16 protein-coding genes are annotated in these 16,957 nt (G+C 63.8%); 11 read left to right on the top strand and 5 right to left on the bottom strand.

Annotated elements, in window-relative coordinates; genetic code table 11:
* Nucleotides 1-175 precede the first annotated feature (175 nt).
* A complete protein-coding gene (locus CO675_RS30465) occupies nt 176-394 on the top strand; it encodes a hypothetical protein (protein ID WP_097675470.1) in 219 nt (72 codons plus the stop codon).
* Nucleotides 395-499: 105 nt separating this feature from the next.
* Here CO675_RS30465 and CO675_RS30460 read toward each other — a convergent pair whose 3' ends face one another.
* Entirely contained in the window at nt 500-916 is a 417-nt protein-coding gene (locus tag CO675_RS30460) for a hypothetical protein (RefSeq protein ID WP_245452993.1), read from the bottom strand.
* A gap of 364 nt (nt 917-1,280) precedes the next feature.
* On the opposite strand from CO675_RS30460, the gene CO675_RS30455 reads away from it, so the two are divergent.
* Complete coding sequence (locus CO675_RS30455) at nt 1,281-4,334, top strand: ATP-binding protein (RefSeq protein ID WP_097675468.1); 3,054 nt, start codon at nt 1,281-1,283, stop codon at nt 4,332-4,334.
* Here CO675_RS30455 and CO675_RS30450 read toward each other — a convergent pair.
* The 4 genes from CO675_RS30450 to CO675_RS41650 are packed head-to-tail and all read right to left on the bottom strand — an operon-like array spanning nt 4,331 to nt 8,858.
* Nucleotides 4,331-5,056 carry a formyltransferase family protein gene (locus CO675_RS30450; protein WP_198964804.1) on the bottom strand — a complete coding sequence of 242 codons (726 nt, stop codon included), beginning with the start codon at nt 5,054-5,056 and terminating at the stop codon, nt 4,331-4,333. The genes CO675_RS30455 and CO675_RS30450 overlap by 4 nt on opposite strands.
* Before the next feature lie 38 nt (nt 5,057-5,094).
* Nucleotides 5,095-6,453, bottom strand: a complete 1,359-nt coding sequence (locus CO675_RS30445) for a hypothetical protein (protein ID WP_097675466.1) — start codon at nt 6,451-6,453, stop codon at nt 5,095-5,097.
* Between the two features lie 58 nt (nt 6,454-6,511).
* On the bottom strand, nt 6,512-7,912 hold the full coding sequence (locus CO675_RS41655) for a hypothetical protein (protein WP_245452992.1): 1,401 nt from the start codon (nt 7,910-7,912) through the stop codon (nt 6,512-6,514).
* Nucleotides 7,869-8,858 (bottom strand): hypothetical protein, encoded by a 990-nt coding sequence (locus CO675_RS41650; RefSeq protein ID WP_245452991.1) that lies wholly within the window; start codon nt 8,856-8,858, stop codon nt 7,869-7,871. The genes CO675_RS41655 and CO675_RS41650 overlap by 44 nt, the downstream gene beginning before the upstream one ends.
* A 667-nt stretch (nt 8,859-9,525) precedes the next feature.
* Here CO675_RS41650 and CO675_RS30435 point away from each other — a divergent pair.
* The 9 genes from CO675_RS30435 to CO675_RS30395 all read left to right on the top strand — a co-directional run bounded on the left by CO675_RS30435 (nt 9,526) and on the right by CO675_RS30395 (nt 16,954).
* Nucleotides 9,526-10,227, top strand: coding sequence for an RNA polymerase sigma factor (locus CO675_RS30435; RefSeq protein ID WP_097675465.1), 702 nt, complete (start codon nt 9,526-9,528; stop codon nt 10,225-10,227).
* 140 nt (nt 10,228-10,367) lie between these two features.
* Nucleotides 10,368-11,192: a flagellin gene (locus CO675_RS30430; protein ID WP_050405219.1), complete on the top strand. Its 825-nt coding sequence runs from the start codon at nt 10,368-10,370 to the stop codon at nt 11,190-11,192.
* Between the two features lie 63 nt (nt 11,193-11,255).
* Nucleotides 11,256-12,962, top strand: coding sequence for a flagellar filament capping protein FliD (fliD, locus tag CO675_RS30425; RefSeq protein WP_097675464.1), 1,707 nt, complete (start codon nt 11,256-11,258; stop codon nt 12,960-12,962).
* A complete protein-coding gene (locus CO675_RS30420; protein WP_097675463.1) occupies nt 12,962-13,405 on the top strand; it encodes a flagellar export chaperone FliS in 444 nt (147 codons plus the stop codon). Before fliD ends, CO675_RS30420 begins: the two co-directional genes overlap by 1 nt.
* 93 nt (nt 13,406-13,498) lie before the next feature.
* On the top strand, nt 13,499-14,020 hold the full coding sequence (locus CO675_RS41900) for a hypothetical protein (RefSeq protein ID WP_349644043.1): 522 nt from the start codon (nt 13,499-13,501) through the stop codon (nt 14,018-14,020).
* A gap of 227 nt (nt 14,021-14,247) precedes the next feature.
* Complete coding sequence (locus CO675_RS30410; RefSeq protein ID WP_097675462.1) at nt 14,248-14,919, top strand: flagellar hook assembly protein FlgD; 672 nt, start codon at nt 14,248-14,250, stop codon at nt 14,917-14,919.
* Between the two features lie 19 nt (nt 14,920-14,938).
* Complete coding sequence (flgE, locus tag CO675_RS30405) at nt 14,939-16,228, top strand: flagellar hook protein FlgE (RefSeq protein ID WP_097675461.1); 1,290 nt, start codon at nt 14,939-14,941, stop codon at nt 16,226-16,228.
* A complete protein-coding gene (locus tag CO675_RS30400) occupies nt 16,228-16,479 on the top strand; it encodes a hypothetical protein (protein WP_349644042.1) in 252 nt (83 codons plus the stop codon). Before flgE ends, CO675_RS30400 begins: the two co-directional genes overlap by 1 nt.
* A gap of 19 nt (nt 16,480-16,498) precedes the next feature.
* Entirely contained in the window at nt 16,499-16,954 is a 456-nt protein-coding gene (locus CO675_RS30395) for a flagellar protein FlgN (protein ID WP_097675553.1), read from the top strand.
* Nucleotides 16,955-16,957: the final 3 nt, after the last annotated feature.

Raw genomic sequence — 16,957 nt, 5'->3', positions numbered from 1 at the left:
CGTTCAAGGTCACTGCCATGAGACATTACCACCGCAGCTTGATGTGCGACATGCAAAGCCGCATGCAGCATCGCTGCGTCTCGGCGGCGACCGGCGTCTGTTGTTGATCGCTTAAGAAAGAACCCAAGCACCCGACAATCAGACAGGAGCGCCGTCATCCGGCGATCGCGCACGCATGTCCCAGGCCCAAACCTCCCAAGCCAAAACGTCTCAAGCTTACGTCATCGAAGTATCGGATCGAACCGCGGGTATCGTCGTCAGCGACGCCGGAGGCTTCTGCTTCTTCTCCTCGGATCGCGCCTTTGATGGCCTCGACGGCGGCCATTTCGGCTCCGCTCGCGCCGCAGAGCGTGCGGTGAGGGCGTTGTTGCAGCAGCGCCGCCCCGCGTCATAGATCACGCCCACGGCATCGGCGGTGGGCCAAGGTTGATGCGGCTGCCAGCAGGCAGCCGCGTGAGTGCAATACCGTCGTGCGGAAAGTGTTGGCTGCGATCGGGGATCAGGCCGGGCAGACCATCGTCAGCAGCAGGAGCGTTGGCGGCTGATTGTCGCCATTGGCATGCTCCCAGGTCAGCAGAATGTCGTGCCGATCGGCGTTCGGCGCATTCTTGTCCTTCTCCTTCACATCGATCTTCATCGGGATCGGCGGTTGGGAGTTGAAGCACTTGCGGACGGCGGTATCCAGCAGCGCGCATTTCGTCAGCGGTACGACGCCGGCCTCGTCCTTGGAGAGGGCCGCGGTGCTTGCTTGAGTGGCGAGGTCCAGGCGCGCCTTGCCCATCTCCTTCTGCCACAGCTTGCCGCTCCCGCCCGGCCACTGGTGCCTGGGCGACAGGATCGGCTGGTATTGGCCATATTCCAGCGTCTCGATGTCGATGAGATCCGACGCCTTAAGTATAGTGACGCTCTTGATCATGTTGTCCAAAGGATAGTAGTGCGCGTTGATATGATCTTTGAACTGCTGGTTATTGAATACTCTTCCGCCCATAGGATTTCCCTTTCATTACAACTTTGGCTTGCTCTGGCTATACATAAGTTATGCAACGCGGGGACGTCGAACGAAATCGGTCGCACGGCTCCAGTTGCGCCGTTTGATTTCTCGCGCCTCGACCTACCACTCAAGACTGTATTTCGTCCAGTTGAGCAACCTCTCGGGTTGGCGCCGTTGCGGGCGGATTGCACGTCCGGATTGATAAGCATGTCCCGATGGGTAATCTCTACTCTAAGCTGCTCACCGGGATGCTGAGCTGGCGAGACCGCAGCAGCCTTTGAGAGCAGGAATGCTTTGCTTTGCATGCCAATCGACGATCGGAGCGAACGACAATTGGTGCGCCCAATGTGGTGCCGCCGTAGCCAAGCGCGTCGATCCCGACAGCGAACAGCGATTTGTGACGATCCTTCGCGCCGACGTGGTTGATTCCACGGGGCTCGTGGCGGATCTCGATCCGGAAGAGGCGGTCTCCCGTCTGGAGCCGGCCCTGGCCGCCATGCGCGGCGCTGTGCGCCAGTTTGGCGGAATCGTCAGCAAGGAATTGGGTGATGGGCTCGCCGCGGTATTTGGCGCCCCGATAGCTGATGACAACCACGCGCCGCTTGCTTGCCATGCTGCGATCGAACTCGTTCGACGCGTCGCCGCTTTGGGCGACTCGGGGCTCCAGGTTCGGGTCGGGCTCCATTCGGGGCGTGTCGTGGCCTACATGGTCGCCAGCGAGTATTCCAAGGTTTATGAGATCGGCGGCGCCGCGCAGCATCTGGCGGCGCGGCTCGAAGCGGCTGCCGAACCGAACCAGGTCTACGCATCCGAAGCCTGTCAGAAACTCGCTGAAGGTAACGTTCAGTTCGAGTTTCTCGGACGCAGGCAGCTCAAGGGGTTCAGTGAGGCTCTGCCGATCTACCGCGTAACGGGTGCGACCGATGTCTCCAGTTGGCGGGTGCGCAGGGCACGCAGCGTTGCGCGGTTCGTCAACCGGTCGAATGAGACTGCGCTGCTCAGGAGGTTGGCGCAGGACGCCGGCCCGAACCGACAAACGGCGCTCTTGATTGGTGATCCAGGTATCGGGAAATCGCGGCTGGTGCATGAGTTCGTCGACGAACTCACCCGCGACGGCTGGCTCCCGTTTCACGCCGAGTGCAGCCCGAATCTTCAAGGCGCGCCGTTCAGTACGCTGAAGGCCCTGATGCTCTCGATCCTGGAGGGAGCCGCGGCCGACACCGATGGCCCAACGCGCCTGATAGGACTTCAGCGTTCGGCCATCGACGCGGTGCTGGACCGTCCGATCTCGGATCCGGAATGGAGCGAGTTGGAGCCGCATGCGCGCGGCCGAGCGATCAGCGAGGCGTGCTGCGCGATTCTCGAAGGCGTGGTTGTTCGCCGGCGTGCGGTGATCCTGATCGAGGATCTGCACTGGATCGATCGCGCGAGCGAGACCGTCATGGCGTCACTTGCTTCGCTGCAGGTGCCCGGGCTTCTGGTGCTGCTGACCAGCAGGCCGAATGGAGTTCCGGATTGGGTCGCGCGCTGCAACGCTGAAGTCGCGGCGTTGCGCTCGCTCGGCGAGAATGCGGGACGGGAGATGCTGGACGATATCCTGGGCTCATCCGCGAACATGGCCGATCTGAAGAGCCGCGTGGTTCTTCATACCGCCAGCGTGCCGCTCTTCATCGAAGAGGTCTGCCGCAGCCTCAAGGACAGCGGCGTTCTCCGCGGGCATTGGGGCGATCTGGCGCTGGCGCGTCCGGTTGGCGATCTCGGAATTCCAAGCAGCATCCAGGGCGTGATCGCCACGCGTCTGGACCGCATCTCGAAGGAGGAGCGTTCGCTGTTGCAGATCGCAGCGGCGTTGGGACCACAGTCGATGGAATCCATGCTGCGCGCGGTGGCCGGTCTGTCGCCGGAGGCGCTTCAGCGCTGCCTGATCGCGCTCGATCGCGCGGAGTTTCTGGTGAGGATCGATGCCGAGCAGGATGGCTTGCTCGAGTTCCCGCACGAGATGGTTCGCCAAGTGACCTATGACTCGATGGTCGAGAAGCTAAGGGAAAGCGTCCATGCGCGCATTCTTGCGGCGCTGGAGGCCAATGGGAGTTCGCATGATGAGCCCAACAGGCTCTGTTACCATGCAACCCGGGCCAAGGATTGGCAAAAAGCCTTCGCTTACGGCAGAACTGCCGCGCGGAAGAGTCTGGCACGATCGGCATTTGCCGACGCAACCAACTACTTCGAGATCGCGATGACCGCACTCGACAAGACGCCGTTCGCTCGCTCGCGCGAAGCGGATGCGGTCGACCTCCGCATCGAGGCGCGCACAGCCTTCATGAGCGCAGGCAAGGTCGCCGAATGGTTCGACCTTGGAAGGGACGCGGAGGGACGCGCCAATGCGATTGATGATATCGGGCGGAAGGTCGCGGCGATGGCTGTCAGGTCGGGGGCCCAGAACTTCTACGGCACGCCGATCGAGGCCATCGAAACCGGCGAGGAAGTTGCTCGCTTGGCGGGAGAGTGGGGCAATCCCGGTTGGCTCAACCTTGCACAATACAGCCTTGGCCAGGCCTATTTCATTGCCGGGCGTTATCGCGACGCAGAGCAGATGCTGGGACAGGCGTGCCTCCACCTGTCCGGGCCGGACGCCAGCGCGCCGCCCGGGACGACGCCGAAAACCCTGGAGCTGCTGTCCTGCATGATGAAGAGCGTGACCCACACGACCTTGGGAGAGATTGATACGGCGGCCGAGTTTCATCAACGCGCGTCAGCAATCGCCAATGAGAGCAACAGGCCATTTGATCGCGTTGGCGCGGGCTATAGTGCTGGATGTCTGGCGCTCGGGCGGGGCAATCCTGGAGAAGCAGCGGCGATCCTGGAAGACGCTTTTGCCATTACACAAAAGTATGGAATTCGTCTCTTTGTGCCGGTCATCACCTGCCATCTCGGTATTGCCTATCTGGAACAGGGACGTCTCGCTGACGCGCGGATTACGCTCGTCGAAGCCCGAGAGGTCGCCAGGTCGGTGAGCTACACCTCGATCGTGATACGTACCTCGATCTATTTGGCACTCGCTCTTAGCCGGCTCGGGGATGTGCAGGCTGCGCTGAACATGCTGCGAGAGGCTCGGAATACCGCGCGGCAGCAGGGCTTTTCCGGCCTGGAAGCCGAGGCGCTGTTCGGAGAGGCGACGGTGTCGCCGGCGTCAAATGAGAACGACAGGACTTCCATTCTGCATAAGTTGCGCGCAGCGATTGCGATCGCGTCGAGCAGTGGAACGAAGCCACTGCTGCATCGGGCCGAAGCGCTCCTGAATGGAATGCTCGCCGATCCCCAGGGAAGCGTCTGGCGCCACTAGGACGCAGCTGCGAGCGGCGGCGAGATCACCTGCGGTGCCTCGGGGGCCTGCGTGGCGATCGTCGCCAGCTCGAAGCGGATGCCGTGCACGGAGACGGTCAGCGGGATGGCGCGGAAGTCGTCGTGGAAGGCGCGGATCCGGCGGGCCAGCTCGCCGGCGCTGATGCCGGCGGGAAGCTCGCACATGTCGCGGTACATCTGCCGGGTGCTCTTGATGCCGCACCAGGCGATCTCCAGTTCCTGCAGCGGCGAGGGATCGCATGCGAGATCGCGCGACATCCGCCAGAACAGATGGGCAAGCCGCACATAGGCGATCTGCTCGAGCCCGCGCACGCCGATCTTGTCGGGAATGATGAAGGACTCGACCCCGACGATCGGACCGGAATCGACGCGCGCGGCCATCACATGAGCCGTCGCGCCGAACGTACGCGCCCCGTCATAGAGCGCGAAATGCGCCGGCGCCCAGCCGGGATATTGCGGCGGGCCGGGGTGGAAATTGTAGGCGCCATGGCCGAGCGCCGCCAGGATGGTTTCGGGCACGATGACGCTGGTGGTGAACGCCAGCAGCCGGGCCTCACGCAACACTTCGGGCTCGATCGCCGCGAGGTCCTCGGCCGTCACCGCGCAGCGGAACGACAGCGCCGGATTGTGCGCCTTCAACAGCTCGGTGAGCGCGAATTGCTGGTTGGCGACGCCGGTGAGAAGGATGATGGTCTTCATGATGTCGATGTCCTTCTCTTGCTTGGTGATTATGCCGTTGATCAGCCGCGCTGCCCGGCCATGACGAGGACGCTGCCGGCATCGCGGGATCGACCCACGGTGCGGAACAGATCGGCCGGCAATGCTTGCCAGGGCGCAATCTCGATGATCCGGTTGTTCGTGCTCGCGGCTGCCGATTTCGCCGCGCGGATATCATCCTGCCAGGGGCAGAGCGCGAGCTCGAGCCGGCCGAACCCGCCGCAATCGGCGGCGAACGCGCCGGTGACCGCCTCGATGCTGGCCGCCATCTCGCGCGCGTCGCTGGTCGCGATGTCGCGCATGATCACGGTGATCGCGTCGTTCGAGGCTGCCGGCGACTTGATCACGATCATGGCGTCGCGGCCGCCGCTGCGGCTGGCGCGCCGCGCCGCCCGCATCGTGATGCCGAATTCGGCATCGGGGCCGAGGTCGCTGTTGTCGGTCGGCAGATTGTGGACGACCGTGGTGTGGCGGGGCGTACCGGCATCTTCGGCAGGCGCATGGTATGAGCGCGGCAGCCAGGCGGTGTCGAGCGCCATCTGCGAAGACGTCAGGCTCCAGGCCTGGTCGAGCAGGTAGCCCTCCCAGACCGCGGGATAGGCGGTCGCGATGTGATGCCAGTTGCGCAGCAGCGCTTCGGCGGCCGGGGTGCGGCCGAGGTATAACGTGCGGGCCGACATCTCCCACCGGTTCCACTTGTGGAGCGCGATGTCGCATGCGAGGGACGACGGCAGCAGTGGCGGCTCGCTGAGCGTTGCATCGGCCTCGATGAAGAGCAGCGGCTCGCGATGCTCCTGCCACATCCGCAGCATGAAGGCGGATTTCTCGGATGCGCGCATGCGCTCGTCGTCAGCGGTATCGATCGGTACGACGTCGCAGGCGATCTCGAATTCGGCGAGCTTCTCCCGGAGCACGTGGGCATGATCCTCGCCGCAGGCGCGGGGATAGCAGGAGACCACGCGCAGCGCTGCGTCGGATCGGGAGCCTTCGGCGGGCGCGATCGGCCGCCAGTTGAGGCCGCCCCACCACATCTCGTGCGGGCCATCGAAGCTCGGCCCGATGGTTCCGAAGTCGGTCAGCTTGGACTTCAGGAAATCGAACGCGGGATTTTCGCCGAACGGGATCACGACCGCACAATCGGCGCGAAGCGACCGATAGAGCATTTCAGCGGCGGGGCCGCTCGGCGGCTCGACGAGGATGACGACGCCATGGTCCCGCGCCGGCACCGAACCGGCCTGGTGGACGGTCGCAGGTCCGAGCCGTTCGCACAGCCACGCGAGCCTCCGGCGCTGCGCAGCGCTCATCCGGATGTTGTTGGTCGCCAGTAATTGGTCGAAATTCGCCTGCAAGCCGTCCGCTTGCACCGTGTCAGCCGAAATCATGCCCGCACTACCCCTCGTTAACCTTCTACGAGCGGGGCGGCCAGATCAGGCGGACAAATCAGTGGCCGTTGGATGCCTGCGCACCGCTAGCGTTGCGCCAGGTCAGCGTGGCCGAGGGGGCCCGGTTACCGTCGCGGTCCTCGACCGCCAGGATGCGGTCATGGTCGAAGGCGGTCAGCGCGACGGTGTAGATCGCAACATCGTCCTCGAAACCGTCGACCGGGATCAGCAGCATGCCGTCCCCGGTGGCGGCACGGAACTGGCGGCCGTTCCGCTCCAGGCCGGCATCGATCAGCCGTCCCTCGGCGATCGCCTTCACGTTCGAACTCTCCGCCGCCTTCGCGGCGCTCTCGCCGTACTGGACCGTGATGCCGTGGAGCATCCCGGCGCGGCTGAGCTTCGCCAGCGGCAGCGCGATGGTCGCAACCGCCATGCGGCGCGACAATGGAATCCGCAGGCGGAGGTCGCCGAGCCCGGTGTGATAGACGCTGACGGCTTCCAGCGACGCCTGGCCGTCCGGCCCGAACAGGCCGACTTGCAGCGTCCCGCATTGCGCCTCGCCGAACACATTCGCGGGCAGGCGATTGGCGCCGAACAATGTGTAGAGGTAGGCGTGCGACGGAGACAACGCGGCAAAGCTGCCGGCCAGCCACATCGGCGGCGCCGGCGCCGTGCAGGCGGCCGAGAGGCCGCGGGCGACGATGCAATCATCGATGAAGCCGGCGTCGAGCAGCGGCGCCAGTGCCTGGGTGCCGAGGTTGACGTCATGCTTGATGCCGCCGAGCAGCACGAGTTCATCATCGTCGGGCAGCAGCAGGAGGCGTCCGAGCACGGCGGCGGCCCAGCGTGCCGCAACGACGGGATCGGCGTCGGGCTGCAGTGCATAGTGGGGCGCCAGCTCGCGGGCGCGCGACGCATAGGCCAGCGTTCCGGATTGCACCTCGTTCGCCAGCGCCAGCTGAGCGGCCGGGCGCTGATCGCCCTCGCGCAGCACCTCGCCGCCCCGATAGTCGCGCGCCGATCCTTCATCGGAACAGCACAGTTGCTCCAGCAAGGCGACATTGCGGATCAACATGCGCTTGACGTGCGGCGTGACGATGCGATCCGAGATCAGGCCCTCCGCGGTGTCGTCATCGGCGATGTCATCGAAGGCATCGTCAAGCGTCAGCAGATAGGCGCCATGCAGGCGGATGCGAATGCCCTCGCGATCGAAGATGCGCCGCAGCGACTTCTGCACGCTGGCGGAATAGCCGAGATCGACGAGGATGAGGTCGGTGCAGCCGTCGAAATCCGCGATCTTCGCCCGAAGATAAGCCAGCAGGCGCGCGCGGACGCCGGCAGCGATGTCGGTGATCTCGCGCGGATCCATCAGATCGGGCAGGGCGTCGGCGAGTTCGCGGCCGCTCGCAATGCCGTCAGGGTACTGCGCGAAGAACTTCATCACCGCCGGCGGCTGCACCTTGACGATATCGACAAAAGGTCGCCGCGTCGATCTTGACGACCCGGCTCAGTAGCTCGCTGAGAGGTTCGAGCGTATCAGCGGACCCTACCAGGCTGACGCGACGATTGATCTCGACATAGGCGCCGGTCTCGCCATGGCTGGCCTGCCAGATGCGATACGGCAGCAGACCATCGCGGCCGAGGAATCCGATCGCGACGCGCGCGCCATCGCGCGCCAGCACCGCGCGCCGGGCTTCGATGAAGGCGTCGAACGCCGCCATCACCGGGCCGAGCACGGTCACGCCGAGGTTGAAAGCGGGAGAGTGCTCAGCACTGCGCGCCGTCACCGCGCGCCGCAGCGTGCGTGCGCCGCAATCGAGCCGCGACGGTTGGTCGGGACACAGCAGTTCGAAGATCGATGTCTCGCGCTGAAACTTCGACGCCAGCGGCGCGCTGGCCTGCGGATAGTAGCGCGGTCGGATGCCGTGACGGCGGGCGCCCTTGACATCGGCGTTGTGATTGTCGCCGACATGGAACGAGCTCGCCGCATCGATGCCTTGCTCGGCGAGATAGGTTTCGAACAGCGCTTCGCTCTTGCCGGAGCCGTGATCGCAGGATGCGTAGAGGAAATCCCAGCTCAGTCCCGGGCTGCAGGCGCGCAGCAGCTGCGCGAGCTGGTCGCTGTTCCAGTAGGTGTCGGAAATGAAGCCGACGCGAAAGCCGCCGCGCTTCATGTCCAGATATTGCTCGAGCATTTCCGGATTGGCGCGGCACAGCTCGAGCTCGGCTTCGAATTCGATCTGCGCGAGATTGCCCAATGCATCGCGGGTCAAGCCGAACAGCCTGAACGGAAAGAACTTGTAGATGTCGGCGATGCGCACTTCAGTGGAGCCGTTGCGCTCTTGCGCCAGCTTGCGCGCGCGCGCCTCCGCCTGGATTCGATGCTGAACGAAACTGACGGACATATTCGGAAATTTTTCAGCAATGCGAGAAAGCTGAAAAACCCTTTCAAATACGCCATCCGGCGTCGCGCAGGCACGCAACAGAAATGTATCGAAAACATCGAACGAACATGCAGAAACATTCTGCGCTCGACGCGTTGCGTCGACCGTCATGATCGTCATGCGCAAAATTCCCGCCAGTCCTCATGCGTTGAACGCCTGCGTGAGACAAATCAGGCGCGATGATTCAAAAAAGTTGATGCGGGATTCGAAAACGCGTGCTTCGCGACTGACAGATTCAAAAAATCCGATAACGTCGAAATGGTGATTCGGAAAAAATTGCCTAGTCGCAATCGTCGAATGCAAGATGGCGACCAACGGCGATGGATCATTCGCATGCTCCGCGCATGCATGTGTTCGCGTGGCGTTAGTTGATGTGACAACAGCGTTTTCCGGCGCGACGAAATTTTCCGCGGGCATGCGAGGCGATGCTGAACGACTGCTCCAGACTCCGTAGAATTGCGGCCCGCGCCTTCGCGCGGCGGCAGCTTTTGCCGGGCGGTCGGCAAAAAAATCCGGCTAAGCATTTGAAAAATAACGAAAAAAGTTCGCCTGGTTTGTCTGACCTCTCCGTTCAACGCTCAGAAGCCGCATGCGATGTGTGCTTGCGGCGTTGGTTGGAGAGCGGCGGATGAGTTACGCGCTTGATGTGATGGCAGCGGTCGAAGTGGAAGCCACGGCGGCCACGGCTGCGCCGGCCGAAGCGACTGCTGCCTGGAGCGACGTCCCCACGGTTGCCGATGCAGGCCCGCTCGACACCGTCGAGATCCAGGACGAGGACAAGGAGATGCTCGACCGCCTCGCCGCCGGCGACGAGGTGGCGTTTCGCGCCCTCGTCGAACGCCATGTCGATCGCGCCTATGCGATCGCGTTGCGTATCGTCGGCAACGCCGCAGATGCCGAGGACGTGGTGCAGGACACCATGCTGAAGGTCTGGACGCATCGCGGCCGCTGGCAGCATGGCCGCGCCAAGTTCTCGACCTGGCTCTATCGCGTCGTCAGCAACCGTTGCATCGATCTGCGCCGCAAGCCGCGCACCGAGAATGTCGATGTCGTGCCCGAGGTAGCCGACACGCAGCTCGATGCCTCAACCGTCATCGAGCGCAACGAGATCGGCAATCTTCTGGAGCTTGCGATGCAGCGTCTGCCCGAGCAGCAGCGCGTCGCGGTGATCCTTTCGTACCACGAGAATATGAGCAACGGCGAGATCGCCGAGGTGATGGATACGACCGTGGCCGCGGTCGAGTCGCTGTTGAAGCGCGGGCGGCAACAGCTGCGCGAGATGCTCAAGCGGCACGAGCGCGACCTGCGCGGTGCGTTCACCGACTGTTAACCATAAATTTCGGCTTCTGAAGATTTCGCGCCTGACCACCAGCGGCCGACCCGTTTGATCGGTCGGACGGGGGCTGGATCCGCGTCACCTCACTTTCTCACGATGCGGCATGCCATGCCCCATCAGCACAGGAGCTAATCATGCCCGCAATTTCCACCAACACAGCCGCCAACTCCGCGGTCCGTTACCTCAACATCAACTCGATGCAGGAAACCAGCGCGCTCTCGAAGCTGTCGAGCGGCTCGCGCATCACTTCCGCTTCCGACGACGCGGCCGGCCTCGCGATCTCGACCCGCATCTCCTCCGACATCACGACGCTGCAGCAGGCTGCCACCAACGCGGCGCAGGCGACCTCGATCCTGCAGACCGCCGACGGCGGCGCGTCCAACATCTCGGACATCCTGGCCCGCATGAAGTCGCTGGCCTCCGAGTCCGCCTCCGGCACCGTGGCTGACTCCAGCCGCGCCTACATCAACTCGGAATTCACGCAGCTCAAGGGCGAAATCGATTCGATCGCCTCCGGCACCCGCTACAGCAGCCAGAGCCTGCTCGACGGTTCGAGCGTGTTCTCCTCGGGCGTCTCGGTGCTGGTCGGCTCGACCTCGGCCGACACCATCACGATCACCCTGACCAGCCTGACGGCATCCTCGCTCGGCGTGACCTCGCTCGACGTCTCCAGCCTGTCGAGCGCCACCAGCGCAATGTCGGCCCTCGACAGCGCGATCGACACCGTGTCGTCCGCCCGCGCCGAGATCGGTGCCCAGGAATCGCGCTTCAACTTCAGCGCCGACTCGATCTCGACCCAGACCCAGAACCTGCAGTCCGCCAACTCGGCGATCAAGGACGTCGATATCGCGTCCGAGCAGGCGACGCTGTCGTCAGCCGAAGTGAAGACCCAGGCCGCGGTGTCGGCGGAAACCGCCGCCAACCAGATGCCGCAGTACCTGCTCAAGCTGCTCGGCTAATTCGAACGATAGGTCGGGCCGGCATCTTGCCGGCCCGATTCTCACGACGGCGGAGGTGTCGACATGACGGTTAGCAGCGCCACCTCGAGCACATCAGGAACGACATCGTCGAGTTCCGCCAGCTCGGCCAGCACGGTGACCACGACCGGCACGACCAATTCGGCAAGTATCGACTGGACTGCCCTGATCGATGCCGAGGTCAACGCCAAGCTCGCGGCGGCGACCACGATCACCACCAAAATTACCGCGAACCAGGCCAAGGTCACGGCCTACCAATCCTTGCAGACCGAGCTGTCGACACTGGCAACCGGCTTGTCGTCGCTCAGCACGTCGATCATCAACTCGATCGCCACCAACGCGTTCGCCACACGTGCGGCGACGATTTCTTCGACCGGCGACGTCAGTGCCTCCTCGGCGCTGTCGATGAGCGTCAACAGCGGCTCGGCGACCGGCGATCACACGCTCGAGATCACCCAGCTCGCAACCGCGCAGAAGGTGATCGGCACTTCGCAGTCGAGCAGCTCGACCGCGCTCGGTTACTCCGGAACGTTTTCGCTGGGCCTCGCCGGCGGCAGCAGCACGGCGATCTCGATCACCAGCGGCATGTCGATGCAGGACATCGTCGACACCATCAACGCCCAGACCTCGAGCACCAATGTCCAGGCCTCCATCGTCCAGGTGTCGAGCGGGTCCTATGAGATGGTGCTGACGGGGACCCAGGACGCCGCAAACATCGCCTATTCGTCGACATCCGGCGACGACATTCTGAACAAGCTCGGCGTCACCGACACATCGGGGGCTTTCACCGACGTGTTGCAGAAGGCGCAATCCGCGGAATTCACCCTCGACGGCATCGCGCTCACCCGCAACACCAACGATATTTCCGACGTGCTGTCAGGCGTCACGTTCGACCTGCTGCAGCCGACGCCCAGCGGCACCAGCCTGAATATCAGCATCTCGACCGACACCAGCCAGATCACGTCGGCGCTGCAGACCTTCGTCACCAATTACAACGCGTTTCGCGACCAGGTGATCGCGCAGTCGGCGCAGAATTCCGACGGCACGGCGTCATCGAGCGCGGTGCTGTTCGGCGACAGCACGATGCGCGATATCATGACCCAGCTTCAGCAGGTGCTCAGCGGATCGGTCGGCGGCATGACGATGGCCGACCTCGGCCTGTCGTTCAACGAGAACAACGAGCTGCAGCTCGATACCGGTACGCTATCGACCGTGCTGACGCAAAACCTGACCGGCGTGACCAAGCTGCTGTCCGCGCAGACGACGGCCTCGTCCAGCCAGCTCAACGTCGTCAACACCGGCACGTCGCCGCAATCGTTCACGCTCGATGTGACAGTGGATTCGACCGGCACGCTGACCGGCGCCTCGGTCGGCGGCGACAGTTCCGGCTTTTCGGTGGTCGGCGACTCCATCATCGGCAATTCGGGCACGATCTACGCCGGCATGGCATTCACCTACACCGGATCGACCTCGCAATCGATCACCGTGACGTCGTCGTCCGGGCTTGCGGCACAGCTTTATCAGCTCGCACAAACCAACTCCGGGACCAGCGGTCAGCTACAGACCATGATCACCAACCTGCAATCGCGCGATACCGATCTGCAGTCCCAGGTCAGTGACATCCAGAGCAATGCGGCGACGTTCAAGGCGCAGCTGCAGCTTCAATACGCCAATTATCAGGCCGCCATCGAAAGCGCGAACAACACGCTGGGCTACCTGAGTGCCCTCCTGAACGCATCATCGAGTAAATAATGACCCAGAATGCTACGGCCTACCTCGCCAACAATGCCTATCGATCCGCCGCGGTGGCGGTTCCGCCGCTGAAGGCGGTGGTGATGCTGTGCGACGGCGCCATCACGTTGCTGCAGAAGGCGCTGGACGCGCACGAGGCGAAGCGCTTCGAGGAAGGGCACACCTATCTGACGCGGGCGACCGCGATCCTGCGGGGACTGAGCCACCATCTCGACGTCACCCGTGGCGGCGCGATGGCCGACCGCCTGTTCCGGACCTACAACGCGCTGATCATGGCGTGCCTGCGGTCCTACGGCCGGCCGCACGCCAGGGAGAATTTCCGGCGCATCATTGCCAGCCTGACCGAACTCCGCGACGCCTGGAAGTTCGTCGAGGCGACGGCCGGCAAGGCCGCCAAGGCCAAGACGCTCGACAAGACGCTCGAATCAGCCACCGGCCGCTGAGCGGGCGAATCGGCCGGCGAACCCCGTTTCGCCGGGAGGGGCAGGGCGCCCGGCGGGCGTCCTGTTGGGGAAAAAGGCCGCTCGGTGAGCACCATGCTGGACCTGACGCTACGGCGGCGGAAATTGATTTCCGCCGTCCCGCGAATGCTTTATGACAGCCTTGGGGACGAGGCGGGACCTGCGCGCGGGATGGACGTTGCGACATTCGAAGACCTGATCGACCGGCTGGGGGAGGATCTGTCCCGCTGGCCCGATGATCAACGTCTTGCGGCCGTCCAGCTGCTCGCATCCTCGGCTGAGGCGCGGACGCTCTATGAAGAGGCGAGCGCGGTCCGCCGGGCGCTCGCGGCGCCGCCGGTTCGCGCACCCAAGGGCCTTCTCGACCGCATCGTGACCGCGGCGGCGAAACTGCCCCAGCAGGAACTGCCCCAACAGCCGGCCTCGGAGCCGGCCGCATCCGAGGAGCAGCCGAACGATGCGCAGGCTCAGGGCGATTCCGCTCAGCAAGGCAAGGTGCTGCCTGCGCTGCTGCTGGCCCTCTGCCTGCTGCCCGCGCTGGCGCCACCGGCATTGATGCTCGGCGAGCCGGATCTGCCAATCAGCCTCTCGCTGTAAGTTCTCCGTATTGCATTTGCAGCGCACCGCGCCTTGGCCGCGGCGGGCATATTTGCGTGCCGCCGGGCCGCGGCCGATCGGCAAATTCTGCCGATTAATCAAATGATTCCGCGCGGATGAATCCGCGCCTGAAATCGCCGCGTCATCCGTTTTATCTGCGAACGACTTCACGATCCCGATGTTCCACCGCGTTCCGTCGCCTAGCCCGCGACGAAGAGAGCCTTGTCATGACCGTTTCCTCGGCAACCTCTGCTGCAGCCTCCGCCGCCTCGAGCTCGTCGTCGAGTTCGTCAACCAGCGCGTCGATGGGGATGAGCTCGACCGATTTCCTCAACCTGCTCGTCAGCGAACTGCAGAACCAGGATCCGCTGAACGCCACCAGCACCACCGACTTCATCAATCAGCTCACCTCCTACGCCAACTTCACCGAGCAGCAATCGACCAACGCCAGCATGACATCGCTCGCGAGCTCGTTCTCGAGCCTCGTGACGCTCAACTCGGTCAACTATATCGGCCACACCGTCGAGGCGAAGACCAACACGGCGGAGCTGACCAACGGCTCGGCGACCTTCGGCTACTCGCTCACTTCGGCTGCGTCCAACGTCGCAATCGCGATCCAGGACTCCTCGGGCAACACGGTGTGGAGCGGCAAGGGGACCGGAACCGCCGGCTCGAACACGTTCACCTGGAACGGCCAGACCACGAACGGCACCCAGCTCAGCAATGGCGGCCAGTACACGATCCAGGTGACCGCGACCGACTCCGCCGGAAACTCGCTGCTCAGCTACACGACGATGACGGGAACGGTGACCGGGATCGATGCGTCCGGCTCGACACCTTCGCTGCTCGTGAACGGTGTCCCCGTCAGCGCGGCCAACATCATCGGCGTCACGTCCTGATTGCTTCCGGAGTATTATCATGAGTCTTACTGGTGCACTTTCCTCGGCGATCTCGGCGCTCAATTCGCAGAGCCAGTCGCTGGCAATGATTTCCGACAACATCTCGAACGCCGATACCACGGGCTACAAGACCACGTCGGCGATGTTCGAAGATCTGGTGACGGCGTCGAACAGTGCCACCTCGTACACGTCCGGCGGCGTCAATGTGTCCGGCCGCGCCAACATCAGCCAGCAGGGATTGCTGGCCGCGACCACCAACGCCACCGACGTTGCGATCCAGGGCAGCGGCTTCTTCGTCACCACCAATGCGACGACCGGCGGCACCACCTCCTATACGCGCAACGGTGCATTCACCACCGACAACGCAGGCTATCTCGTCAACAACGGCAATTACCTCGAGGGCTGGCGCACCGACGCGCAAGGAAACATCCTCGGCAATGCGTCGGCCGCAAGTCTTGGTCCGATCAACACGCAGGTCGCCTCCACCAGCGGCAGTGCCACCACCAAGACCACCGTCGCGGCGAACCTGCCGGCCGATGCAGCCATCGGCGCGACGTTCAACAGCTCGATGACGGTCTACGACTCGCTTGGTACGGCGAGCACGATCCAGATCGATTGGAAAAAGACCGCCGACAATGCGTGGCAGGCCAGCTTCGAGCAGCCGAAGCTTGCGTCGGACTCCAGCACGGCCAGCGCCAACGCGATCACCGATACGGTGGCGATCACCTTCAATCCCGACGGCTCGCTCGCCTCGACGGTGCCGAGTCCGCCGACCATCTCGGTGACGGGCTGGAAGGACGGTGCGGCCGACAGCTCTACCGCCAACGGTACGGCCATCACGCTCAATCTCGGTACGGCCGGCAAGACCGACGGCCTGACGCAATATTCGTCGGGGCAGACCACGCCCTCCGTCGACCTCACCAGCATCACGTCGGACGGCCTGCCTTACGGCAAGCTGAGCAGCATCGCGATCGGCAAGGGTGGTGTGGTCGATGCGACCTACTCCAACGGGCAGACGATCGCGATCTACAAGATCGCGGTCGCGACTTTCAGCGACCCCAACGGATTGAGCGCGGCCAGCGACGGCCTGTACTCCGCGACGGCAGCCTCCGGCAACGCCACGCTGCAGACCTCGGGGGCCAACGGCGCCGGCACGATCTACGGCAGCGAGCTGGAATCGAGCACCACCGACACCAGCGGCCAGTTCTCCAACATGATCTCGGCGCAGCAGGCTTACTCAGCGGCGTCACAGGTGATCACCACCGTCAACAAGATGTTCGATACGCTGATTTCGGCGGTGTCGCGATGATGACCGAAAAGAAGAATGACCGCCTGCTGGTCAGGCTTCAGCGGCTGAAGGCGAGGGCTACCTCGGTTCAGCCGAACGATCGGGCGCAACTCACCGCGTTGCTCGACGACGTCGGAGCATTGCGTGACCTGCTGATGCGCGAATGCGCGCGGATCGACCAGGAACTCAACCGGGCCTCGGTCCGGGTAACGGCAATCACCGCGTATGGGCGCAGCGCACAATCGGTTCGCGCCCTGCGTCGCGGACACTAGCTTGAACGGGAGCGATGACATGACACCGGAACGCAACATCAAGATCAATCCCGCGGGCAATGACGAGCGCGCCAGGTCGTTGATCGCGCTGATCGACAATCTGATCGAGATCGTGAACGAAGAGAACGTCGAGCTCGCCAAGGGCCTGCCAGCCTCGCGGCTGAAGCAGGTCGACGAGAAGAACCGCCTCGCCATGCTGTTCGAGCAGTGCGTGGCGGAGGCCGTCGGCAAGGCCGCCAACCTCAACGTCCAGGATCGCGTGCTGCGCGAGCAGCTGATGGACCGGATCCTGAAGCTCCGGGTCGCGATGGACGAGAACGTGATGCGGCTGCGTGCGGCGATCGATGCCAGCAACCGCCGGATCGAGGCGATCATGCAGGCGATCCGCGAGCAGATCGCCAACGTATCGCCTTATGGGGCCGGCGGCCGTCGCGTCACATCCGCGATGTCCTATGGAACCAACGTGCGAGCCTGATCG

The sequence above is a fragment of the Bradyrhizobium sp. C9 genome (genome assembly GCF_002532045.1).
Classification (GTDB): Bacteria; Pseudomonadota; Alphaproteobacteria; order Rhizobiales; family Xanthobacteraceae; genus Bradyrhizobium.
The sequence above is the reverse complement of the archived record's forward strand: the minus strand, read 5'-3'. Positions and strand labels throughout refer to the sequence as shown.